16 protein-coding genes and 1 tRNA gene are annotated in these 16,051 nt (G+C 63.5%); 5 read left to right on the top strand and 12 right to left on the bottom strand.

Features of this window, described 5'->3' with window-relative positions:
- Positions 1 to 64: 64 nt before the first annotated feature.
- Positions 65 to 352 (bottom strand): co-chaperone GroES, encoded by a 288-nt coding sequence (groES, locus tag RQI43_RS08900; protein WP_311274917.1) that lies wholly within the window; start codon positions 350 to 352, stop codon positions 65 to 67.
- 313 nt (positions 353 to 665) lie between these two features.
- Positions 666 to 923 (bottom strand): DUF6489 family protein, encoded by a 258-nt coding sequence (locus RQI43_RS08895; RefSeq protein ID WP_311274916.1) that lies wholly within the window; start codon positions 921 to 923, stop codon positions 666 to 668.
- A 299-nt stretch (positions 924 to 1,222) separates the two neighbouring features.
- On the opposite strand from RQI43_RS08895, the gene RQI43_RS08890 reads away from it, so the two are divergent.
- Positions 1,223 to 1,639, top strand: coding sequence for a GNAT family N-acetyltransferase (locus tag RQI43_RS08890; RefSeq protein ID WP_311274915.1), 417 nt, complete (start codon positions 1,223 to 1,225; stop codon positions 1,637 to 1,639).
- 50 nt (positions 1,640 to 1,689) lie between these two features.
- Here the strand turns inward: RQI43_RS08890 and RQI43_RS08885 are convergent, their stop codons facing one another.
- Both RQI43_RS08885 and RQI43_RS08880 read right to left on the bottom strand, forming a co-directional pair.
- The gene (locus RQI43_RS08885; RefSeq protein WP_405030582.1) at positions 1,690 to 2,583 is read right to left on the bottom strand and encodes a 3'-5' exonuclease; all 894 of its coding nucleotides are present in this window, start codon (positions 2,581 to 2,583) and stop codon (positions 1,690 to 1,692) included.
- A 359-nt stretch (positions 2,584 to 2,942) separates the two neighbouring features.
- Positions 2,943 to 3,032 (bottom strand) — tRNA-Ser (locus RQI43_RS08880).
- A 682-nt stretch (positions 3,033 to 3,714) separates the two neighbouring features.
- Between RQI43_RS08880 and RQI43_RS08875 the strand changes: the two genes are divergently transcribed.
- The 3 genes from RQI43_RS08875 (at position 3,715) to flhA (ending at position 8,013) form a co-directional block, all read left to right on the top strand.
- Complete coding sequence (locus tag RQI43_RS08875) at positions 3,715 to 4,881, top strand: calcium-binding protein (RefSeq protein WP_311274913.1); 1,167 nt, start codon at positions 3,715 to 3,717, stop codon at positions 4,879 to 4,881.
- 356 nt (positions 4,882 to 5,237) lie between these two features.
- Positions 5,238 to 5,501 (top strand): hypothetical protein, encoded by a 264-nt coding sequence (locus RQI43_RS08870; protein WP_056424916.1) that lies wholly within the window; start codon positions 5,238 to 5,240, stop codon positions 5,499 to 5,501.
- Positions 5,502 to 5,859: 358 nt separating this feature from the next.
- The gene (gene flhA, locus RQI43_RS08865; protein ID WP_311274912.1) at positions 5,860 to 8,013 is read left to right on the top strand and encodes a flagellar biosynthesis protein FlhA; all 2,154 of its coding nucleotides are present in this window, start codon (positions 5,860 to 5,862) and stop codon (positions 8,011 to 8,013) included.
- A gap of 259 nt (positions 8,014 to 8,272) precedes the next feature.
- Here flhA and RQI43_RS08860 read toward each other — a convergent pair whose 3' ends face one another.
- From RQI43_RS08860 to fliI, 3 genes are all read right to left on the bottom strand, one after another.
- Entirely contained in the window at positions 8,273 to 9,328 is a 1,056-nt protein-coding gene (locus tag RQI43_RS08860; protein WP_311274911.1) for a lysylphosphatidylglycerol synthase domain-containing protein, read from the bottom strand.
- A gap of 140 nt (positions 9,329 to 9,468) precedes the next feature.
- A complete protein-coding gene (fliJ, locus tag RQI43_RS08855; RefSeq protein WP_027174293.1) occupies positions 9,469 to 9,876 on the bottom strand; it encodes a flagellar export protein FliJ in 408 nt (135 codons plus the stop codon).
- A gap of 83 nt (positions 9,877 to 9,959) precedes the next feature.
- Positions 9,960 to 11,315 carry a flagellar protein export ATPase FliI gene (fliI, locus tag RQI43_RS08850; RefSeq protein WP_311274910.1) on the bottom strand — a complete coding sequence of 452 codons (1,356 nt, stop codon included), beginning with the start codon at positions 11,313 to 11,315 and terminating at the stop codon, positions 9,960 to 9,962.
- A 419-nt stretch (positions 11,316 to 11,734) separates the two neighbouring features.
- Here fliI and ctrA point away from each other — a divergent pair, with 419 nt between their 5' ends.
- Complete coding sequence (gene ctrA / locus RQI43_RS08845; protein ID WP_018042682.1) at positions 11,735 to 12,436, top strand: response regulator transcription factor CtrA; 702 nt, start codon at positions 11,735 to 11,737, stop codon at positions 12,434 to 12,436.
- A 146-nt stretch (positions 12,437 to 12,582) separates the two neighbouring features.
- On the opposite strand, the gene RQI43_RS08840 is transcribed toward ctrA, so the two are convergent.
- From RQI43_RS08840 to RQI43_RS08820, 5 genes are all read right to left on the bottom strand, one after another.
- Entirely contained in the window at positions 12,583 to 12,966 is a 384-nt protein-coding gene (locus RQI43_RS08840; RefSeq protein ID WP_311274909.1) for a hypothetical protein, read from the bottom strand.
- A 51-nt stretch (positions 12,967 to 13,017) separates the two neighbouring features.
- Positions 13,018 to 13,893: a protein-glutamate O-methyltransferase CheR gene (locus RQI43_RS08835; protein WP_056424904.1), complete on the bottom strand. Its 876-nt coding sequence runs from the start codon at positions 13,891 to 13,893 to the stop codon at positions 13,018 to 13,020.
- Entirely contained in the window at positions 13,890 to 15,059 is a 1,170-nt protein-coding gene (locus tag RQI43_RS08830) for a chemotaxis response regulator protein-glutamate methylesterase (RefSeq protein WP_311274908.1), read from the bottom strand. Before RQI43_RS08830 ends, RQI43_RS08835 begins: the two co-directional genes overlap by 4 nt.
- 78 nt (positions 15,060 to 15,137) lie before the next feature.
- The gene (locus tag RQI43_RS08825; RefSeq protein WP_056425005.1) at positions 15,138 to 15,521 is read right to left on the bottom strand and encodes a PleD family two-component system response regulator; all 384 of its coding nucleotides are present in this window, start codon (positions 15,519 to 15,521) and stop codon (positions 15,138 to 15,140) included.
- 23 nt (positions 15,522 to 15,544) lie between these two features.
- Positions 15,545 to 16,033, bottom strand: a complete 489-nt coding sequence (locus RQI43_RS08820; protein WP_056425002.1) for a chemotaxis protein CheW — start codon at positions 16,031 to 16,033, stop codon at positions 15,545 to 15,547.
- Positions 16,034 to 16,051: the final 18 nt, after the last annotated feature.

Genomic DNA, 16,051 nt, shown 5'->3' with positions numbered 1-16,051 from the left:
GAGGCACGCCACAGCGGGCGCCTCGAAAGAGCAGGTCATCGGGTTTGCGAGCGACGCAACCGACCTAGGCGACGACGCCCATGATGTCGGATTCCTTCATGATCAGAAGGTCCTGACCGTCGATCTTGACCTCGGTGCCGGACCACTTGCCGAACAGCACGCGGTCACCGGCTTTCACGTCGGGAGCGTTGATGCGCCCTGATTCGTCCCGAGCGCCGGGCCCGACGGCGATGACCTCGCCCTCTTGCGGCTTCTCCTTTACGGTATCCGGGATGATGATACCGCCCTTGGTCTTCTCCTCACCTTCGATGCGGCGGACGACGACACGGTCGTGCAGAGGGCGAAACTTCATGTTTTGGATCCGGTTTCCTAGCGATCAACCGTCGCCGGTAGGGCGCGGTATCGCAGGGGAGGCAGCTGTCCGAGATTCCACAGCTTACCCCGCGGCCGAGGCTTAGCACTTAATCAGCGAGAGTGCTAACGAGCCTCGTTGCAGTATGTTTGCCCGCACCCAATCACATTGAACGGAATCTGCGATGGGTGAGAAATCAGGCAGGCCATAATACGACACAAGCGCCCCTTGAACCCATCGTCGATAGTGAGCCTTTTGCAGCTTCTCGCGTCCCGCGGAAACGCGAACTATGAAAAGCCCTTCGTTGATGCTCCTACTTTGCACGTGGCTTGCTGCCTGCTGAGCCTTGCGGAAACAACTTCGTGAAGGCAGCCTGCATTTGCTCCGAGCTTTGAGGAATCAGCGTCATCCAGCTTTTCAGGAGCGCCTCAGGTGAAAAGCGGTTCATTTCGTCTAGAACCCGTTTTTCCATCTCAGCCATAACGGCCGCCTGCATCGGCTTGACGTCTGGAAGCCCCATAAACTGCCTCGCCTCTTCCGGAGTACAATCCACCTCAACCGTGACTTTCATCTCGTGAATCTCCCCCAAAACCTCAACGCCGTTGAAATGCGTTCCATTGGTGAAGCATGTGCCTGTGTAAGGCTCAAGGTGCTTGCGAGGCCACCCATAGGAACGATGGGTCCGGGCGGCAGACCTTCCCGGCGGCACCGAATTTGAAGCGGGCCACAGGCTCAAGTAGCCAGCACCAGAAACGTTTCTAGTACAGCTGAAGATTTCTCGTCGGTTCAGTCTATAGGATTGTACAATGAATAGGGGGCACGAAATAAATGCACATACGACCCTACAGGTGCGGAGATGACCAGGCTACTGTGCTCGCGGTCTTCGAACGGACCTTCCACACTTCCCATTCATTCTTAGATAGCAGCGAGCAAATAAAGGCTCGCCAGCATCTCGCACTTCTGCTGAGCCGCCCGGAAACCCTGATTGCAGAGGTGGATAGTTCCGTGATTGCCTTCATTACCGTGGATGACGGAGATTACATTTCAGCATTGTACGTAGACCTCCCACATGTCAGCCGGGGTGTGGCATCGGCCCTCCTGCAGGCGGCACAAGATCGTCACCAGATCCTTTGGCTTCACGTCTTCGCGCAGAATGTTTCTGCCGTGCAGTTCTACAAAGCTCGGGGCTTCGCCGTAGTGGATGAGGATAGGCAAATCGATAGCTCAGGTCGCCGGCATCGACGCTTCGAAATGGAAAACGCCAACGGTTTCGCCACGTATCGTTGACTGCGAGCCACGCGATGGAGCTCTAGTTTGCGTTGGCTCAGCTCAGGCAGTTAGTCCGATGCTTCGGGGTTTACCCTTATGGAGAACCGATCACGCGCCGTGATGCGTTCGGTGGGGAGGTCGATCACTTCCCCCTGAAATATTTCCTGGCTTAGGAAGCAGCGCTCAATGTCGGACCGCTCTTCTTCGATGTCGATATACCAGCACCGCCTCCGACTGCTCCAGCGATAGCTACGAGCTTTCAGGACGTCCTTCGTTGCGATGGGTGAGCCAGCGGCCCAAATGCGAAGACTGGGCTTGCGCGCGGTTTCGAGCAGGCACGCCAGCGCAAGCCGACCGGATGTCTTCAGGGGGGCTGCCAGCAGTGCACGAAGGGCATGGCAATCGTCGATGGCACGGTGGCCCTTATGGAAGAAACCGTAATCGGTCAGCAGGTAGCCGAGCTTCATGCCCTCGTGGCCTTCGTCACGCCATGGCACTTGATGGCAAGTGCAAGCCCAGTTCTTCTCAACGAAGATCGGCCAGCGGCTCTCACAAAACTGGCGGTCGAAGCTTGCGTTATGGGCGATCACCACGACGGCATCGCCAGCCATCGCTTGTACCGCCGCGTCATTAATCCGTTGACCGGCCACGTCAGCGTCCGTGATGCCGGTCAGTCGCGTGATCTCTGGCGGAATCGGCTTCTGCGGCTCTTGGAGTTGGTTGAAGACCTGGAGCACCCGGTAGATGCGGCCGCTCGCTCCGTACTCGAACTTGATCATGCCAAGCTCGATCACCTCGTCGTGCGTGTGATCGACCCCGGTTGTTTCGGTATCGAGGATCAGTCCAATGAACGTAGGCTCGGTCGGCTGATCGGTGCAATCGACGAACGGTCCGACCCTCCTAAGCACGCGGTATTCGCCTGTGCTCTCCAGCACAGAAGCAATGCTGTCGAGGGGGTGCATCACCGCTACCGTGTCCTTGCCTTCAGACTCACCGTCGCATGGCATCTAGGGGCTGCGTCCCGCTCGTGGAAAGACACGGTTGCGTTGGCTCAACTCGACGTGCTGAGCCTCGGTGCCGAGAAAATTAGCATGTGCCAGGGTTCATGCCCCCAAAGGCAGAGCGGCCATGCGGCCCTACGGCTTACCCGCAATAACGCTGCCACGCTCTTCAAGCGCTCGGCCTCGCGTGCGCGAGGCGAAGTCCAGCAAAATCCAGCTTTAGCCGACACAAGCCGATACAAAATGTGGGGTGAATTGGGGGTGGTCGCTCGTCGTCAGGCCAAATTCCGCAGCGATTGCAATGATTTGGCTTGGTCAAATGGCGGAGGGAGCGGGATTCGAACCCGCGATACCGTTTCCGGTATACACACTTTCCAGGCGTGCGCCTTCAACCACTCGGCCACCCCTCCAGTCTCACACGTCGATGCCAGCCAAAGAGGCGGCGGCGATGCGCGAGTGGCGTGCTGTACAAGCCGCGTTCTCGGCGTGCAAGGGACCAGAGCACCGATCGGGTGAGGAAACGTCCGATTTCGCGATTGCTCCGGTGTACCTGTGTCTCAATGGCACCGGGCGGGCGCATCGGAACGCGGCATGCGTTGCGCCATGCGAGGGGGGCTTGGACCGCCACGCGAGGGGGTCTTAGACCGCCATGCGGCGGGTTTTGCGCGATCAGGCGCATTGCGCATCGCGGGGGCTCGAGCGTGGCCCGTCATTGCCGGTCCCGTCGTCGAGCGTGGGGATAAGACCGAGTGGTTCGTTTGGTCGTCGGCGCTCGCTTCGGCAGGCCCGGATGAACAGACCGTGTCCTGCCGTTTGCTGATGTCCCTTCCGTTGAAGGTCCGTTCCGGTTTGCCCGTCCAGCGAAGGCTCGAGGGGCGTGGTTTGCCGAGCATTCCATGGACGGGCGTGTCGGCTTGTAAGACGCCTTCCCAGATAGACTAGTTGGATAGCGGCTCTCCGGTTTCTAGTCCTTTTTATGCAATTGCCGCATCACTTCGCATCTGGTTTCTAGAAACGGCAGATTGCGACGAGATCCTGGCGAGTTTTCGTCGTGCATCGACCTGAACGTTGCGATGCAGCGAGGAGCGGGACATGCCTTCGATCAAGTATACGTACGGCATTGAATTCGATCCTAACGCGAGCCTTGCGATATCGATATCGAACGCGATCTATGACGATGACGGCGCAAAGTACAAATTTCGCGGTCAGATCAACAACGATCCCTATGGGAATGTGATTTCACAGCTCTATAATGGCATCAACAATCTGTCGGAAGATTATATCCTTGAACAATATAAAGTCAGTTTCAACATAAATTTCTCCGATACTACTGGAAATGTGACGCTGAATGGGCATGATTTCGATGACATCATTCAGGGCGGCGTGGGAGACGACATTCTTCGCGGTGGTGCGGGCGACGACACGATACGCGGCATGGGCGGGGCCGACACGTTCTGGGGCGGTGACGGCGACGACCGCCTCGTCGTAAGGGAGGCAGGCGCGAGCGTTCACGGCGATGCCGGCATGGACAAACTGTTCCTGCAGGGAGGAGACAGTTTCGTCTTCACCGACGATACGCTGCAGAATGTCGAGACCATTCATCTCGGTGCGGGCTCCGAATTGGACCTCTCCGCCGTCACGGCGGGCGTGACTATCATCCAAACCAGCAAGATCGGACTTCCGGGCACGATCGTCGGCACTCAGGATGCCGACACGATCATCGCAGGTGGTGGATACGTCTCTATCAGGGGCGGCGACGGCGACGATGTTCTCAAAGGGACGACCGGATTGCCCAGCTTCGCCGGAGAGGGTGGGAACGATGTCATCACCCTCGGCATGCGGGGCGGCCACGCAACCGGCGGCGAAGGCAATGACGTACTTGTCGGAAGCTCCGTGGCACCGAGCGCACTGCACGGCGATTCCGGCAACGATCGCATCAAGGCCGGTGCGGGTGGAGCGACGATCGGGGGCGGCGCGGATGCCGACAAGCTGTTCGCCAATTCGGGAGAGGACCTGTTCGTCTTCACCGCGGGTTTTGGCCGCGACAACCTCTATGGCCTCGATGTCGAGAACGATCGCATCGCTGTGGCCATCGCGGGTGTGGAGTCCGGCGATCTCATGTTCCGTTCGATGAATGGCGGGCAGGATACGCTGGTGACGTTCCGCGGCGTCGAGAGCAGCAACAAAATCATCCTGCACGACGTCCACCTCGCCGACCTCAAAATGGCTCAGGACGACCTGTTCCTCTTCGGCGCGTGACGGCGAGACTGGCCGCGAGATCTCCGCCCCACCGCACGGCTCCGTCCCGAGCCGTCAACCCGCCCGGCTCAGGCCGCGGCGGGTTTCCGGCGTCGCCCGAATGCGCCGAGCATGAGAAGAGTCGGGGATGGCTTTGGACGGGTCCATGGGCCGGGCCTCCGGAGGCTTCGATCTGCGCGGTGAAAGCATCACGGAAGCCCCGTCGTTTCTCGCAAGTCATGAATGACACTTTGGCACCATGATAAACATAGGTATATGTATTTTCGCGCAAATCCTTAAATTTTGCTTAGTATTCATTAGGTTTGGAACATGAAGGATGAGTATTTATTGACCGCCGTCAGTAACGGAGAATGCCTATGTCGAACATTCGCTTGCTCGCACTCGTCGCTCTACTCGGCATGGTCCCGGTCGGGACCGCAACGGCTCAACAGGGTACAGGGTCGCCGGGCGCCAGCGGGGCTCCAACGGGGGCCGAAGGTCAGAAGGTCGAGACCGGCAAGGAGATGACGGGCGGCGAGCGCGGCGGCGGATCGGGAAATACCGGAGTCCCCGGTGGCTCTCCGGCAGCCGATGGTAACAAGACGCAGGATAGCCGGACCACCAAGACCCGCGATCGCTGATCTGCCCCTGCCTCGTTCCGGCCGGAGCGCTCTGCGCCGAAGCGGATTCCGGTTCGGCGAAAAAGAGCGCGGCACCAGGAAGGCCTGGAGATGTGCCCCGGCCCGACGTGGTCGGGCGCATCTCTCGGCGGATCACTCCGCGCCCAGCAATCGATGCTTTCGGCGCCGTATTAGAGGCGGCCGAGAGCGCTCTCTTCTGGAAGCGAGCCTCCCTCCCCTCCTAGCGCCCCTCCCCTCAAGCCGGTTCGGTCGCCAACGAGCCGGATTTGGTGGTGGCAGTCCTTAAAAATTAACTCTTCGCTAACCCTGAGCCCGGCAATTCTTGCCGGGTCCACGTGGGACGTGAAGGGTGTCGAGTATGAGCGAGACGGGCGCCGCCGCGCCGGCTCAGGGGCCGGGTCTGGGGCAGTTCGCGAGTTTCGCGATGCCCAACCGCGCCAACCTCACCGCTCTGTCGAAGCGCACCGACCTGTTCTTCGCCACGGCGGTGATGGGCATCCTCACGGTGCTCATCTTCCCGCTGCCGGCCTTCCTGCTCGACCTGCTGCTGGCCGTCTCGATCATCATCTCGGTCATCATCATGATGACGGGCCTGTTCATCGACAACCCGCTCGAATTCACCGTCTTCCCGACCCTGCTCCTCGTCGCGACCCTGTTGCGGCTGGCCCTGAACCTCGCATCGACGCGCCTCATCCTCGGCCATGGCCACGAGGGAACGGCGGCTGCAGGCCACGTCATCGAAGCCTTCGGCAACTTCGTGATGGGCGGCAACTTCGTCATCGGCATCATCGTGTTCGCGATTCTCATCATCGTGAACTTCGTCGTCATCACCAAGGGTTCGGGCCGTATCGCGGAAGTCGCGGCCCGCTTCACCCTCGACGCGATGCCCGGCAAGCAGATGGCGATCGATGCCGATCTCTCGGCCGGTCTCATCGACGAGAAGGTGGCGAAGGCCCGGCGCGCCGCGCTGGAGGAAGAATCCTCCTTCTTCGGTGCCATGGACGGTGCCTCGAAATTCGTGCGCGGAGACGCCATCGCCGCGCTGCTCATCACCTTCATCAACGTCATCGGCGGCATCATCATCGGCGTGGCCCAGCAGGGCATGCCCTTCGGTGCCGCCGCGAAGACCTACACGCTGCTCACCATCGGTGACGGCCTCGCCAGCCAGGTTCCGGCCCTCATCGTCTCGACGGCGGCCGGTATCCTCGTCTCGAAGGCGGGCGTGAAGGGATCGGCCGACAAGGCGCTCGGCAAGCAGCTCGCCAACTACCCGAAGGCGCTCGGCATGTCGTCGGGCGTGATGGTTCTGCTCTCGCTGCTGCCGGGCATGCCGATGCTGCCCTTCCTCGCCCTCGCCGGCGCTTCGGGCTACGCCGCATGGCACTTCGCCAAGGTCGCCCGCGAGGCCCCGCCCCTCGATTCCGACGGTGCGCCGATGGACGCCACCGCCGTGGCCGCCGCCCAGGCCGCCAAGGAGGAGACGGTGACCGATCTCCTCAAGCTCGACGATCTGAAACTGGAAATGGGCTACGCGCTCCTCGCCCTCGTCAACGGGCAGGAGGGCCAGGACCGCCTGACGGACCAGATCAAGGCCCTGCGCCGCCAACTCGCGGCAGAACTCGGCTTCGTCATGCCCTCGGTCCGTATCCTCGACAACGTCCAGCTCGATTCCAACGCCTATGTGGTCCGGGTGAAGGAGATCGAGGCCGGCACGGGTCAGATCTTCCCCGGTCAGTTCATGGCCATGGACCCGATGGGCGGACAGGTGCAGCTGCCCGGGCAACACATGCTGGAGCCGACTTTCGGCCTGCCCGCCACCTGGATCGACGCCTCCCTGCGCGATCAAGCGCAGCTCAAGGGCTACACCGTGGTGGATGCGGCCACCGTGGTCTCGACCCATCTCACCGAGATCATCAAGGCGCATGTCTCCGAGCTTCTCAACCATGTGGAGGTGCAGAAGCTGCTGAAGGAGCTCTCGAAGGACCACGCCGACCTCGTCAAGGAGGTGGTGCCCTCGCAGATCGGCACCACGGGCATCCAGCGCGTGCTGCAATACCTCCTCGCCGAGCGGGTCTCGATCCGCGATCTCGGCTCCATCGTGGAAGGCATCGCCGAGGTGGCGGGCCATGTGAAGAATCCGCGCGACATCGTCGAGCATGTCCGCGCCCGTCTCGGCCGCCAGATCTGCGCGCAGTACCAGGGGCATGACGGCATGCTGCCGATCATCACCCTCTCGCCGCTCTGGGAGCAGACGTTCCTCGAATCCATCGCCGGGGAGCGCGACGAGCGCTACCTCGCGATGCAGCCCTCCAAGCTGTCGGAATTCGTCAACACGGTGCGCGACCGCTTCGAACAGGCCGCGCGGATGGGCGAGATGCCTGTCCTCGTCACCTCGGCTCAGGCTCGGCCTTTCGTGCGCTCGATCATCGAACGCTTCCGCCGCGAGACGGCCGTCATGAGCCAGGCGGAGATCCACCCGCGCGCGCGGCTGCGGACGGTCGGTTCGGTCTGAGGCCGATATCCGGAATCACGGTGAGGGTCCGCCCGACCGTACCGCGGCGCTCTAAAGGCTCCTTGAGCCGTTTTCCCAAAGCTCTGCCTCATCCTGAGGTGCCGCGTAGCGGCCTCGAAGGAGACGTCCAGAGATCGCGCGACCACTGGAAGTCTCCTTCGAGGCCTTCGCTGCGCTTCGTCTCCTCAGGATGAGGTGATCTGATTGGATGATGGACCTTGGCACAGGTGCCCGCTGGGACATCCGAACGACCGGATTCTCAGAGCGGCTTCTTCTCCAGCCGCTTCTCGATCCTGTTCGGATCGATGCCCGGAGCGACGACGGGGGGCGCGGGCACGGCGGAGGCCGGCGGCGCTTTCGCGAGGTCGGCCAGGCGTGAGCGCTCGTAGAGCAGGACGACCACTACCGAGATGAGCGCCGGGATCCAGAAATAGAACACCCGGAACACGATGACGGCCGCGATGATCGCGTCCTTCTGGCCGGGATCGGTGATCTGCATCGCCGTGATGAAGACGAGCTCGAAGACGCCGAGCCCGCCCGGGGCGTTCGAGACCAGGGCGACGGAGAACGAGGCGAGGAAGATCGCGATGACCGCGATCGGGCCGGGATTCACCGCTTCCGGCAGGGCGAAATACAGGATGCCGGCGGCGCCGAGCAGTTCGAGGGGGGCCGCCAGGAGCTGGCGTCCCATGATCGCCGGGCGCGGATATTCGAGCTTGAACTTGCGGATGTGGAGCGGCGGAAGGCGCAGGATCGACCCGGCGACGTAGAGCGCGACGAAGGCCAGAAGGCCGATTCCGACGATGAGGGCGGTCTTCGGGTCGGTGAGGAAGCCCGGCAGGATGCCCTTGAGCCGCGAGAGCAGCTGCGGCTCGACCACGAGGACGATACCGCCGAGGAGGACCGTTCCCAGGAAGAAGGTGAAGGAGCAGAGAGCCACCAGCACCGCCACCTGGGCGGCCGAAAGGCCCTTGGCCGTATAGGCCCGGTAGCGGACCAGGGCGCCGGAGAAGACCGAGGCACCAATATTATGGGACAGCGCGTAGGTGGTGAACGAGCACACCGCCACGAAGAACCAAGAGATGCCGCGCACCCCCAGATGCAGCAGCGCGATCCGATCGTACCAGGCCAGGGCCGCATAGGCGACGAGGGTGGAGAGCCCGGCCAGCACCATGCGATGCGGCGGAATGGCGACGATGGCCGCCCATACCGCCGCCATCGAGGTCGTCTTCAGCTCCTGGTAGAGAAAGTAACCGGAGATGGCGATCGCCAGGATGCCGATGAGCGGCCAGGCGAAATCCTTGATTGTCTTCATCACGAACCGGTCATGCCCCCACAGCCCAGCCTACCTGCACGACCGCGAGGAGCATCGCAAGCGAGACGGCCGGCCCAGGCATTACCCGGACAGATGTCATGTGAACATGACGACTTCGTGCCGCCCGCCGCGCCGCTCGTTCAGGCGCGGATGCGGGAGAGGCCGATACCGTCCATGGCCGCCTGATCGCGGGCCGCCTCGGCGACGCGTTCCGCCGTGCGCTCGCGATCCTCGAGGATCTCGATCTTCTTGAGCTCCTCGAACGCCTCGCCGAGCTCGGCCTTGGCGTCCGTGAGCTGGCCTTCCAGGGCGAGCGCGGATTGGCGCATGTTGTCCCGTCGGGTCGCGGCGGCGCGGGCATAGGTCGGATAGGCGAAATGGCCGGTGTCGGTGATGCCCGCGCGGCCTTCCTCGTAGGCGACCTCGCGGTCGAGCTCGGACGCCATCCGGTTGAAATCGGCCATCATCATCTCGATTTGCGTCACCCGCCGACGCTTCTCGTCGACCTGGAAGCGGCGCAGCCGGATCAACGTGTCACGCGATTTCATATTGAGGGTCCCATTCCACGCCACGCACGAAAGGCCGGCGCCGTCGGCGCCGGAGACGAGAGAGAAGACGTTCCGGACGTCACTCAGGCGCCGCCGACGATCGCTGCCAACCGTTGGTAACCCTCGCCTATCGAGGTTGCTTCTTCCTTACTCTGACCCAGAAAAGCCTCGATACTTGGCATCAACCCGACGGCTTCGTCCACTTCCGCCGACGCGCCGGCCCTGTAGGCGCCGAGTCTGATGAGTTCCTCCATGTCGGCATAGGTGGAAAGGATGCGCCGGGCGCGCCTCACGGTCGGCAGATGGACGGGGTCGCAGGAGCGCGGCATGGTCCGCGAGACGGAGCGCAGGACGTTGATGGCCGGATAGCGCCCCCGCTCGGCGATGCCGCGCTCCATCACGATATGCCCGTCGAGGATGCCGCGCACCGCATCGGCCACCGGCTCGTTATGGTCGTCGCCCTCCACCAGCACGGTGAAGAGGCCCGAGATCGCGCCCTGCCCCGTGCCGGGTCCGGCCCGCTCCAGCAGGCGCGGCAATTCGCTGAACACCGTCGGCGTGTAGCCCTTGGCGGTGGGCGGCTCGCCCGCGGCGAGGCCGATATCGCGCTGGGCCATGGCGAATCGGGTGATCGAATCGATCATGCAGAGAACCTGCGCCCCCTGATCGCGAAAGTACTCGGCCATGGCCAGGGTGACGTAGGCCGCGTTGCGCCGCATGAGGGCCGGCTCGTCCGACGTCGCCACCACCACCACCGAACGGGCGAGACCGGCGGGGCCGAGATCGTCCTGGAGGAATTCCTGCACCTCGCGCCCGCGTTCGCCCACGAGGCCGATCACCGCCACATCCGCTGCCGTGTAGCGGGCGAGCATGGAGAGGAGGACGGACTTGCCGACCCCGGAGCCGGCGAAGATGCCCATGCGCTGGCCGGCGCACATGGTGATGAAGGTGTTGATGCAGCGGATGCCGAGATCCAGCGGCGGGCCGACCCTGCGGCGGGCATGGGCCGGCGGCGGATCGGCGCGCAGGGGGTAGATGGCCGGGCCGGACGGCAGCGGGCCGAGCCCGTCCACCGGTCGGCCGAGGGCGTCGATGGTCCGCCCGAGCCAGCCGGCGGAGGGGCGGATCGCGCCGGCGGCCTCGTCGCGCACCATGGCCGGACAGCCGCGCCGAACGCCTTCGAGCGAGCCGAACGGCATGGCCAGTGCCCGGTCGCCCTGGAACCCGATGATCTCGCAAGGGACGGCGCCGCCGCCATGCTCCACCATGATGTCCAGGCGCCCGCCGAGCCGCATGGCAGCGACCGGCCCGGCGACCTCGACCAGCAGGCCCTTGATCGCCACGACGCGACCGAACGTCTCCAGGGTCTGGATGCCGGCGAGTGCGGCCTGGGCCGCAGCGAGATTCAGCGTGGGAGAAACGCGGGGCCGGTCCGTCATCTGCGCGTCTCTCAACGATTCATTTACCTCCCTCCTTAACACTGCGTACATCGGGCTTGAAGCGGTCCGTCGTCATTCATGAACGGACTTTCGTTCGTTCGGGATACGATGCATCGCTTGGGCGTGTCAGTTGAGATACAGCTGTCGACGAAGGCAAATCTATCAAGTGCTTAGCTGAATGTTTTCGTGTAATGCTTCCGCCGGCCCCTCACCTCTCGGGGCCGGATCGCCGATCGGTCGCAGCATCATTTTCGGAAACGTTCAATTCTGTGCTTGCCACCGAGAATCAGGTTTTGTTAACGATTAACCATTAGCGTTTCACGTCTATGACGAGGGAGCGTCCGCCACGGGCCGGTGGTGGACGAATGGCGGGGGCTTGCCCGAACGCTGAATACGGCCGGCTGGGCTGGGGACCGACGATGCGGGTACTTCTGATCGAAGACGACAGCGCAACCGCGCAGAGCATCGAACTGATGCTCAAGTCGGAGAGCTTCAACACCTACACGACGGATCTCGGCGAGGAAGGTATCGACCTCGGCAAGCTCTACGATTACGACATCATCCTTCTCGACCTGAACCTCCCCGATATGTCGGGTTACGAGGTGCTGCGCAATCTGCGTGTGGCGAAGGTCAAGACGCCGATCCTGATCCTCTCCGGCATGGCCGGCATCGAGGACAAGGTGAAGGGCCTCGGCTTCGGAGCCGACGATTACCTCACCAAGCCCTTCCACAAGGACGAGCTGGTTGCCCGCATTCATGCGATCGTCCGCCGCTCGAAGGGCCATGCCCAGTCGGTCATCACCACCGGCGACCTGATCGTGAATCTCGATCAGAAGACCGTCGAGGTCACCGGCAGCCGGGTCCATCTCACCGGCAAGGAGTACCAGATGCTGGAGCTCCTCTCGCTGCGGAAGGGCACGACCCTCACGAAAGAGATGTTCCTCAACCATCTCTACGGCGGCATGGACGAGCCCGAGCTCAAGATCATCGACGTCTTCATCTGCAAGCTGCGCAAGAAGCTCGCCAACGCCTCCTCCGGCAAGAACTACATCGAGACCGTCTGGGGACGCGGCTACGTCCTTCGTGAACCGAACGAAGGCGAAGAGCGGATCGCCGTCTGATCCTCCTCGCTTCGGAACTCGGAAAAAAAGGCCTCGCGTGAGCGGGGCTTTTTTGTTGCGGCGAAGGGCCAATCGAAAGGGCGGGCCCGAGTAGCGTTTCGCGCACCGGTAAGCCCTGTCCCAAGATCGCCGTCGTTCATGGCGTCTCAGCGCTCGTTCTTATCCGAATCGATCCGGATCGTGAGGTGAGCGCTTCCTTGCATCAGAAGGACGACCGTACTTCCGATCTTCGAAAGAGGAATGCCGGTCAATGACAATTCGCCGGTCGCGAAAGCCGACGACACCCTTTGTCGTTCGATCTCCCGCCCATCGATGGCGAGGGTCGCGAGCTTGCCGGATTGTCGGTCGGCCAGAGCCGCGAGACGTTTCGCGCTCTCAGCGTCGAGGAGCAGACGCGCGGTCGCTCTGTTCGAAGTGCGCGCGTCTCCCTTGATCGCCGCCTTCGCGACCCGCAGGGGGATTGTTTCGGCCATTGCGGGCTGAAGCGGGATTATTGCCCCTAGAAGAGCCAGGATGGCGAACTGCTTCATGTCGTCAAACCCGTTCTGCAGACGAGCCGGCCTCGCCTGAGCGGGGAGGAACTACAACCCCACGACCTTGCGCAGCATCGGCTGAGGCTGCGTGGCCAGGCCCGGCCGTGCCGCGCTTGGCGCCTGTCCGTAGAGGCCGCGATGCTGCGGGTGCGGCACGAGCCGGTCGGTGAGCCCGATCACGGTTTCGGCCGCGCCGAGAAGCACGACGCCATCCGGGGTCAGGCTGGAGCTGAGACGTCCCAAAACGTCGCCCTTCGTCGGCGCGTCGAAATAGATCAGCACGTTGCGGCAATAGATGATGTCGAACGCCCCGAGCGATTCGAATGGGTGCAGCAGGTTCAGTGGGCGAAAATCCACCATCTGGCGCAGGCTGGCGGAGATGCGCCACTGATCGCCCACCTGCTCGAAATGCTTGAGCAGGGATTGTACCGGCAGGCCGCGCTGCACCTCGAAATGGCTGTAGAGGCCGGCCTTGGCCTTATCCAGCACCTCGGTCGAGAGGTCGGTGGCGACGATATCCACCTGCCAGCCGGCCAGGCGCGGTGCCGCGTCCTGGATCAGCATGGCCAGGGAATACGGCTCCTGGCCCGTGGACGCCGCCGCGCACCAGATCCGCAGGCGGCGCTGGCTCGCGCGCCGAACCAGGGCTTCCGGCAACAGCACGTCCCGGAACAGATCGAAGGGCACGCGGTCCCGGAAGAAGAAGGTCTCGTTGGTGGTCATCGCCTCGACCACCGCGCGTTCCAGGCTCGGGTCACGCGGGGACTTCAGCGCGTTGACCAGATCGTGGAGGGTCGCGAGGGTGAAGCGCCGGCAGACGGGCGTGAGCCGGCTCTCGATGAGGTAGCGCTTCTCGGCACTGAGAGCGAGGCCCGACCGCGTCTTCAGGTAGCTGCGCAGGAAGTCGAATTCGAGATCGGTCATGCGCCATGCCCCGTCAGGAGGTTGCGGAGTGCCGGGCCGATCTCGCCGAGCGGTAGCACGGCCTGGGCGAGGCCGGCCTTGGCGACGCTGCCCGGCATGCCCCAGACGGTGCTGGTCGCCTCGTCCTGGGCGAGCACAGCCGCCCCCGCCTCCGTCAGCGAGCGAGAGCCGTTGGTCCCGTCGGATCCCATGCCGGTGAGGATCACCGCGAGGGCCGCCGATCCGTAGAACGCGGCGGCATCATGGAACAGCACGTCCACCGCCGGGCGGCAGAAATTCACCACCGGCCCATCGTCGAGGCGGATGGAGAGGTCGTTCCGGCTGCCCTGCAGGCCCATATGGCGGCCGCCCGGGGCGACGTAGATTCGGCCCGGCACGATACGCTCGTCGGGCTTGCCCTCCGCCGCCGGAATACCGGTCCTGGCACCGAGATGCTCGGCGAAGACCGCCGTGAAGACCGGTGGCATGTGCTGGACGATCAGGACAGGAAACTGCCGCAGGGTTGCGGTTCCGATCTTCTCCAGCACCTCGCCGACGGCGCGCGGGCCGCCGGTGGACGAGCCGATGAGCAGGCAGCGCGGCGGGATTCCCGTTCGGGTTTTCGGGCGCAGGACGAAGGGGGTCGCCGGCCGTTGGGCCGGTGCCGGGGCACTCTGGACCGCTCCGACAGGGGCTGGCGCGGCATGGGGCCGCCGCCGGGCGCGGGCCGCTCCGAACACGCGGACGCGCTCGATCAATTCGGCGCGGAACGTATCCGAGGTGGTGACGCCGCGATTGCTTTCCGGCTTGGCAAGGTAATCGACGGCGCCGAGGGCGAGGCATCGCAGGGAGATGTCGGCGTTACGCGTTGTCAGCGTCGACATCATCACGACCTGGACGCCAGGGCTCTTGGCGAGAATCAGAGGCAGGGCCTGCGTCCCGTCGAGTTCCGGCATGTCGATGTCGAGAAGCACGACATCGGGATCGGTGCGCGACATGGATTCCAGCGCGATCCGGCCATTCGAGGCCGTCGCCACCACCTCGAACCCGGCTTCGCCGATCCACCGGGCCACGAGGCCGCGAACCACGGCGGAATCATCGGCGATCATGACCCGCACGCGAGCGGCGTTGCTAGCGGCGCCCCCGGTATGCGGAGCGAAGGCGGGGGCGGAGGCGGCAGCGGCCATGGAACTCTACGCTTCGTCGGGACGACGGGAAAACCTCAGCGACGATGGGGCAGGACTGGAACCCACCCTGTCTCCGGGTCAGGCGGCGTCGGCCTGCTGGCCGAATCCAACCTGTTCGAGCTTGGCCGTGACGATGTCGCGGTCGAACGGCTTCATGATGTACTCGTCGGCGCCGGCATGCAGTGCCCGTGCGATGGCACCGACGTCGTTCTCGGTGGTGCAGAACAGCACCTTCGGCGCCAGACCTCCGGGTGTCTGGCGCAGGACCCGGAGGAACTCGTAGCCGTCCATGGTCGGCATGTTCCAGTCGAGCAGGATCACGTCGGGCATCGCTTCGACGCAAGCCGTCAGGGCCTTGGCGCCGTCCTCGGCCTCCCCGACCTTGAAGTTCATGGACTCGAGGATACGCCGCGCGACTTTCCGGATGACGGCGGAATCATCGACGATGAGGCAGTTCTTCATGGGGCTGTCCTCGATCTGGATGGTCAAGCGGCACCGGCGACGTCGAGTTTCGTTCCGAAGGCGAGCAGCGCGTCGACATCGAGGATGACGAGAAGTCTTCCATCGAGCCGGTGCACCCCGAGGGAGAGATTGCGCCAGCGGGAATCGAGGTTGATGGGCACCGGCTCATGCGTCTCCGCTCCGAGCTTCAGCACCTCGCCGACACCATCGACCACGAGGGCGAAGGTTTCGCCACCCTGTTCGAGGCCGATCGCCATCTTCTGGCTGTCGTCGGCACGGTCGGCGAGACCGAGACGTCGGCGCAGGCACAGGGCCGTGACCACGCGTCCGCGCAGGTTGAGGAGGCCGACGATCTCCATCGGCGCCAGCGGGACGGGCGTCACGCCGGCGGGAATGAAGACGTCGTGGACCCGGTCGATCGCGAGGCCGAACATCGTGTCGGCGACGAAGACCGTGATGAAGTCGGTGGTGGCGCCGGAATCGACGCCTTTGTTGCTGTTGGCGGCCTGCATCATGGCTCAGATTCTCCG

This window comes from Methylobacterium sp. WCS2018Hpa-22, assembly GCF_031843785.1.
In the GTDB taxonomy this organism is placed as follows: domain Bacteria; phylum Pseudomonadota; class Alphaproteobacteria; order Rhizobiales; family Beijerinckiaceae; genus Methylobacterium.
The sequence above is the reverse complement of the archived record's forward strand: the minus strand, read 5'-3'. Positions and strand labels throughout refer to the sequence as shown.

What these genes read in the sequence shown, in the direction of transcription:
- groES (WP_311274917.1), bottom strand. Translation starts at nt 352, where the DNA reads ATGAAGTTTCGCCCTCTGCACGACCGTGTCGTCGTCCGCCGCATCGAA.
- RQI43_RS08895 (WP_311274916.1), bottom strand. Translation starts at nt 923, where the DNA reads ATGAAAGTCACGGTTGAGGTGGATTGTACTCCGGAAGAGGCGAGGCAG.
- RQI43_RS08885 (WP_405030582.1), bottom strand. Translation starts at nt 2,583, where the DNA reads ATGCACCCCCTCGACAGCATTGCTTCTGTGCTGGAGAGCACAGGCGAA.
- RQI43_RS08875 (WP_311274913.1), top strand. Translation starts at nt 3,715, where the DNA reads ATGCCTTCGATCAAGTATACGTACGGCATTGAATTCGATCCTAACGCG.
- RQI43_RS08870 (WP_056424916.1), top strand. Translation starts at nt 5,238, where the DNA reads ATGTCGAACATTCGCTTGCTCGCACTCGTCGCTCTACTCGGCATGGTC.
- flhA (WP_311274912.1), top strand. Translation starts at nt 5,860, where the DNA reads ATGAGCGAGACGGGCGCCGCCGCGCCGGCTCAGGGGCCGGGTCTGGGG.
- RQI43_RS08860 (WP_311274911.1), bottom strand. Translation starts at nt 9,328, where the DNA reads ATGAAGACAATCAAGGATTTCGCCTGGCCGCTCATCGGCATCCTGGCG.
- fliJ (WP_027174293.1), bottom strand. Translation starts at nt 9,876, where the DNA reads ATGAAATCGCGTGACACGTTGATCCGGCTGCGCCGCTTCCAGGTCGAC.
- fliI (WP_311274910.1), bottom strand. Translation starts at nt 11,315, where the DNA reads ATGACGGACCGGCCCCGCGTTTCTCCCACGCTGAATCTCGCTGCGGCC.
- ctrA (WP_018042682.1), top strand. Translation starts at nt 11,735, where the DNA reads ATGCGGGTACTTCTGATCGAAGACGACAGCGCAACCGCGCAGAGCATC.
- RQI43_RS08840 (WP_311274909.1), bottom strand. Translation starts at nt 12,966, where the DNA reads ATGAAGCAGTTCGCCATCCTGGCTCTTCTAGGGGCAATAATCCCGCTT.
- RQI43_RS08835 (WP_056424904.1), bottom strand. Translation starts at nt 13,893, where the DNA reads ATGACCGATCTCGAATTCGACTTCCTGCGCAGCTACCTGAAGACGCGG.
- RQI43_RS08830 (WP_311274908.1), bottom strand. Translation starts at nt 15,059, where the DNA reads ATGGCCGCTGCCGCCTCCGCCCCCGCCTTCGCTCCGCATACCGGGGGC.
- RQI43_RS08825 (WP_056425005.1), bottom strand. Translation starts at nt 15,521, where the DNA reads ATGAAGAACTGCCTCATCGTCGATGATTCCGCCGTCATCCGGAAAGTC.
- RQI43_RS08820 (WP_056425002.1), bottom strand. Translation starts at nt 16,033, where the DNA reads ATGCAGGCCGCCAACAGCAACAAAGGCGTCGATTCCGGCGCCACCACC.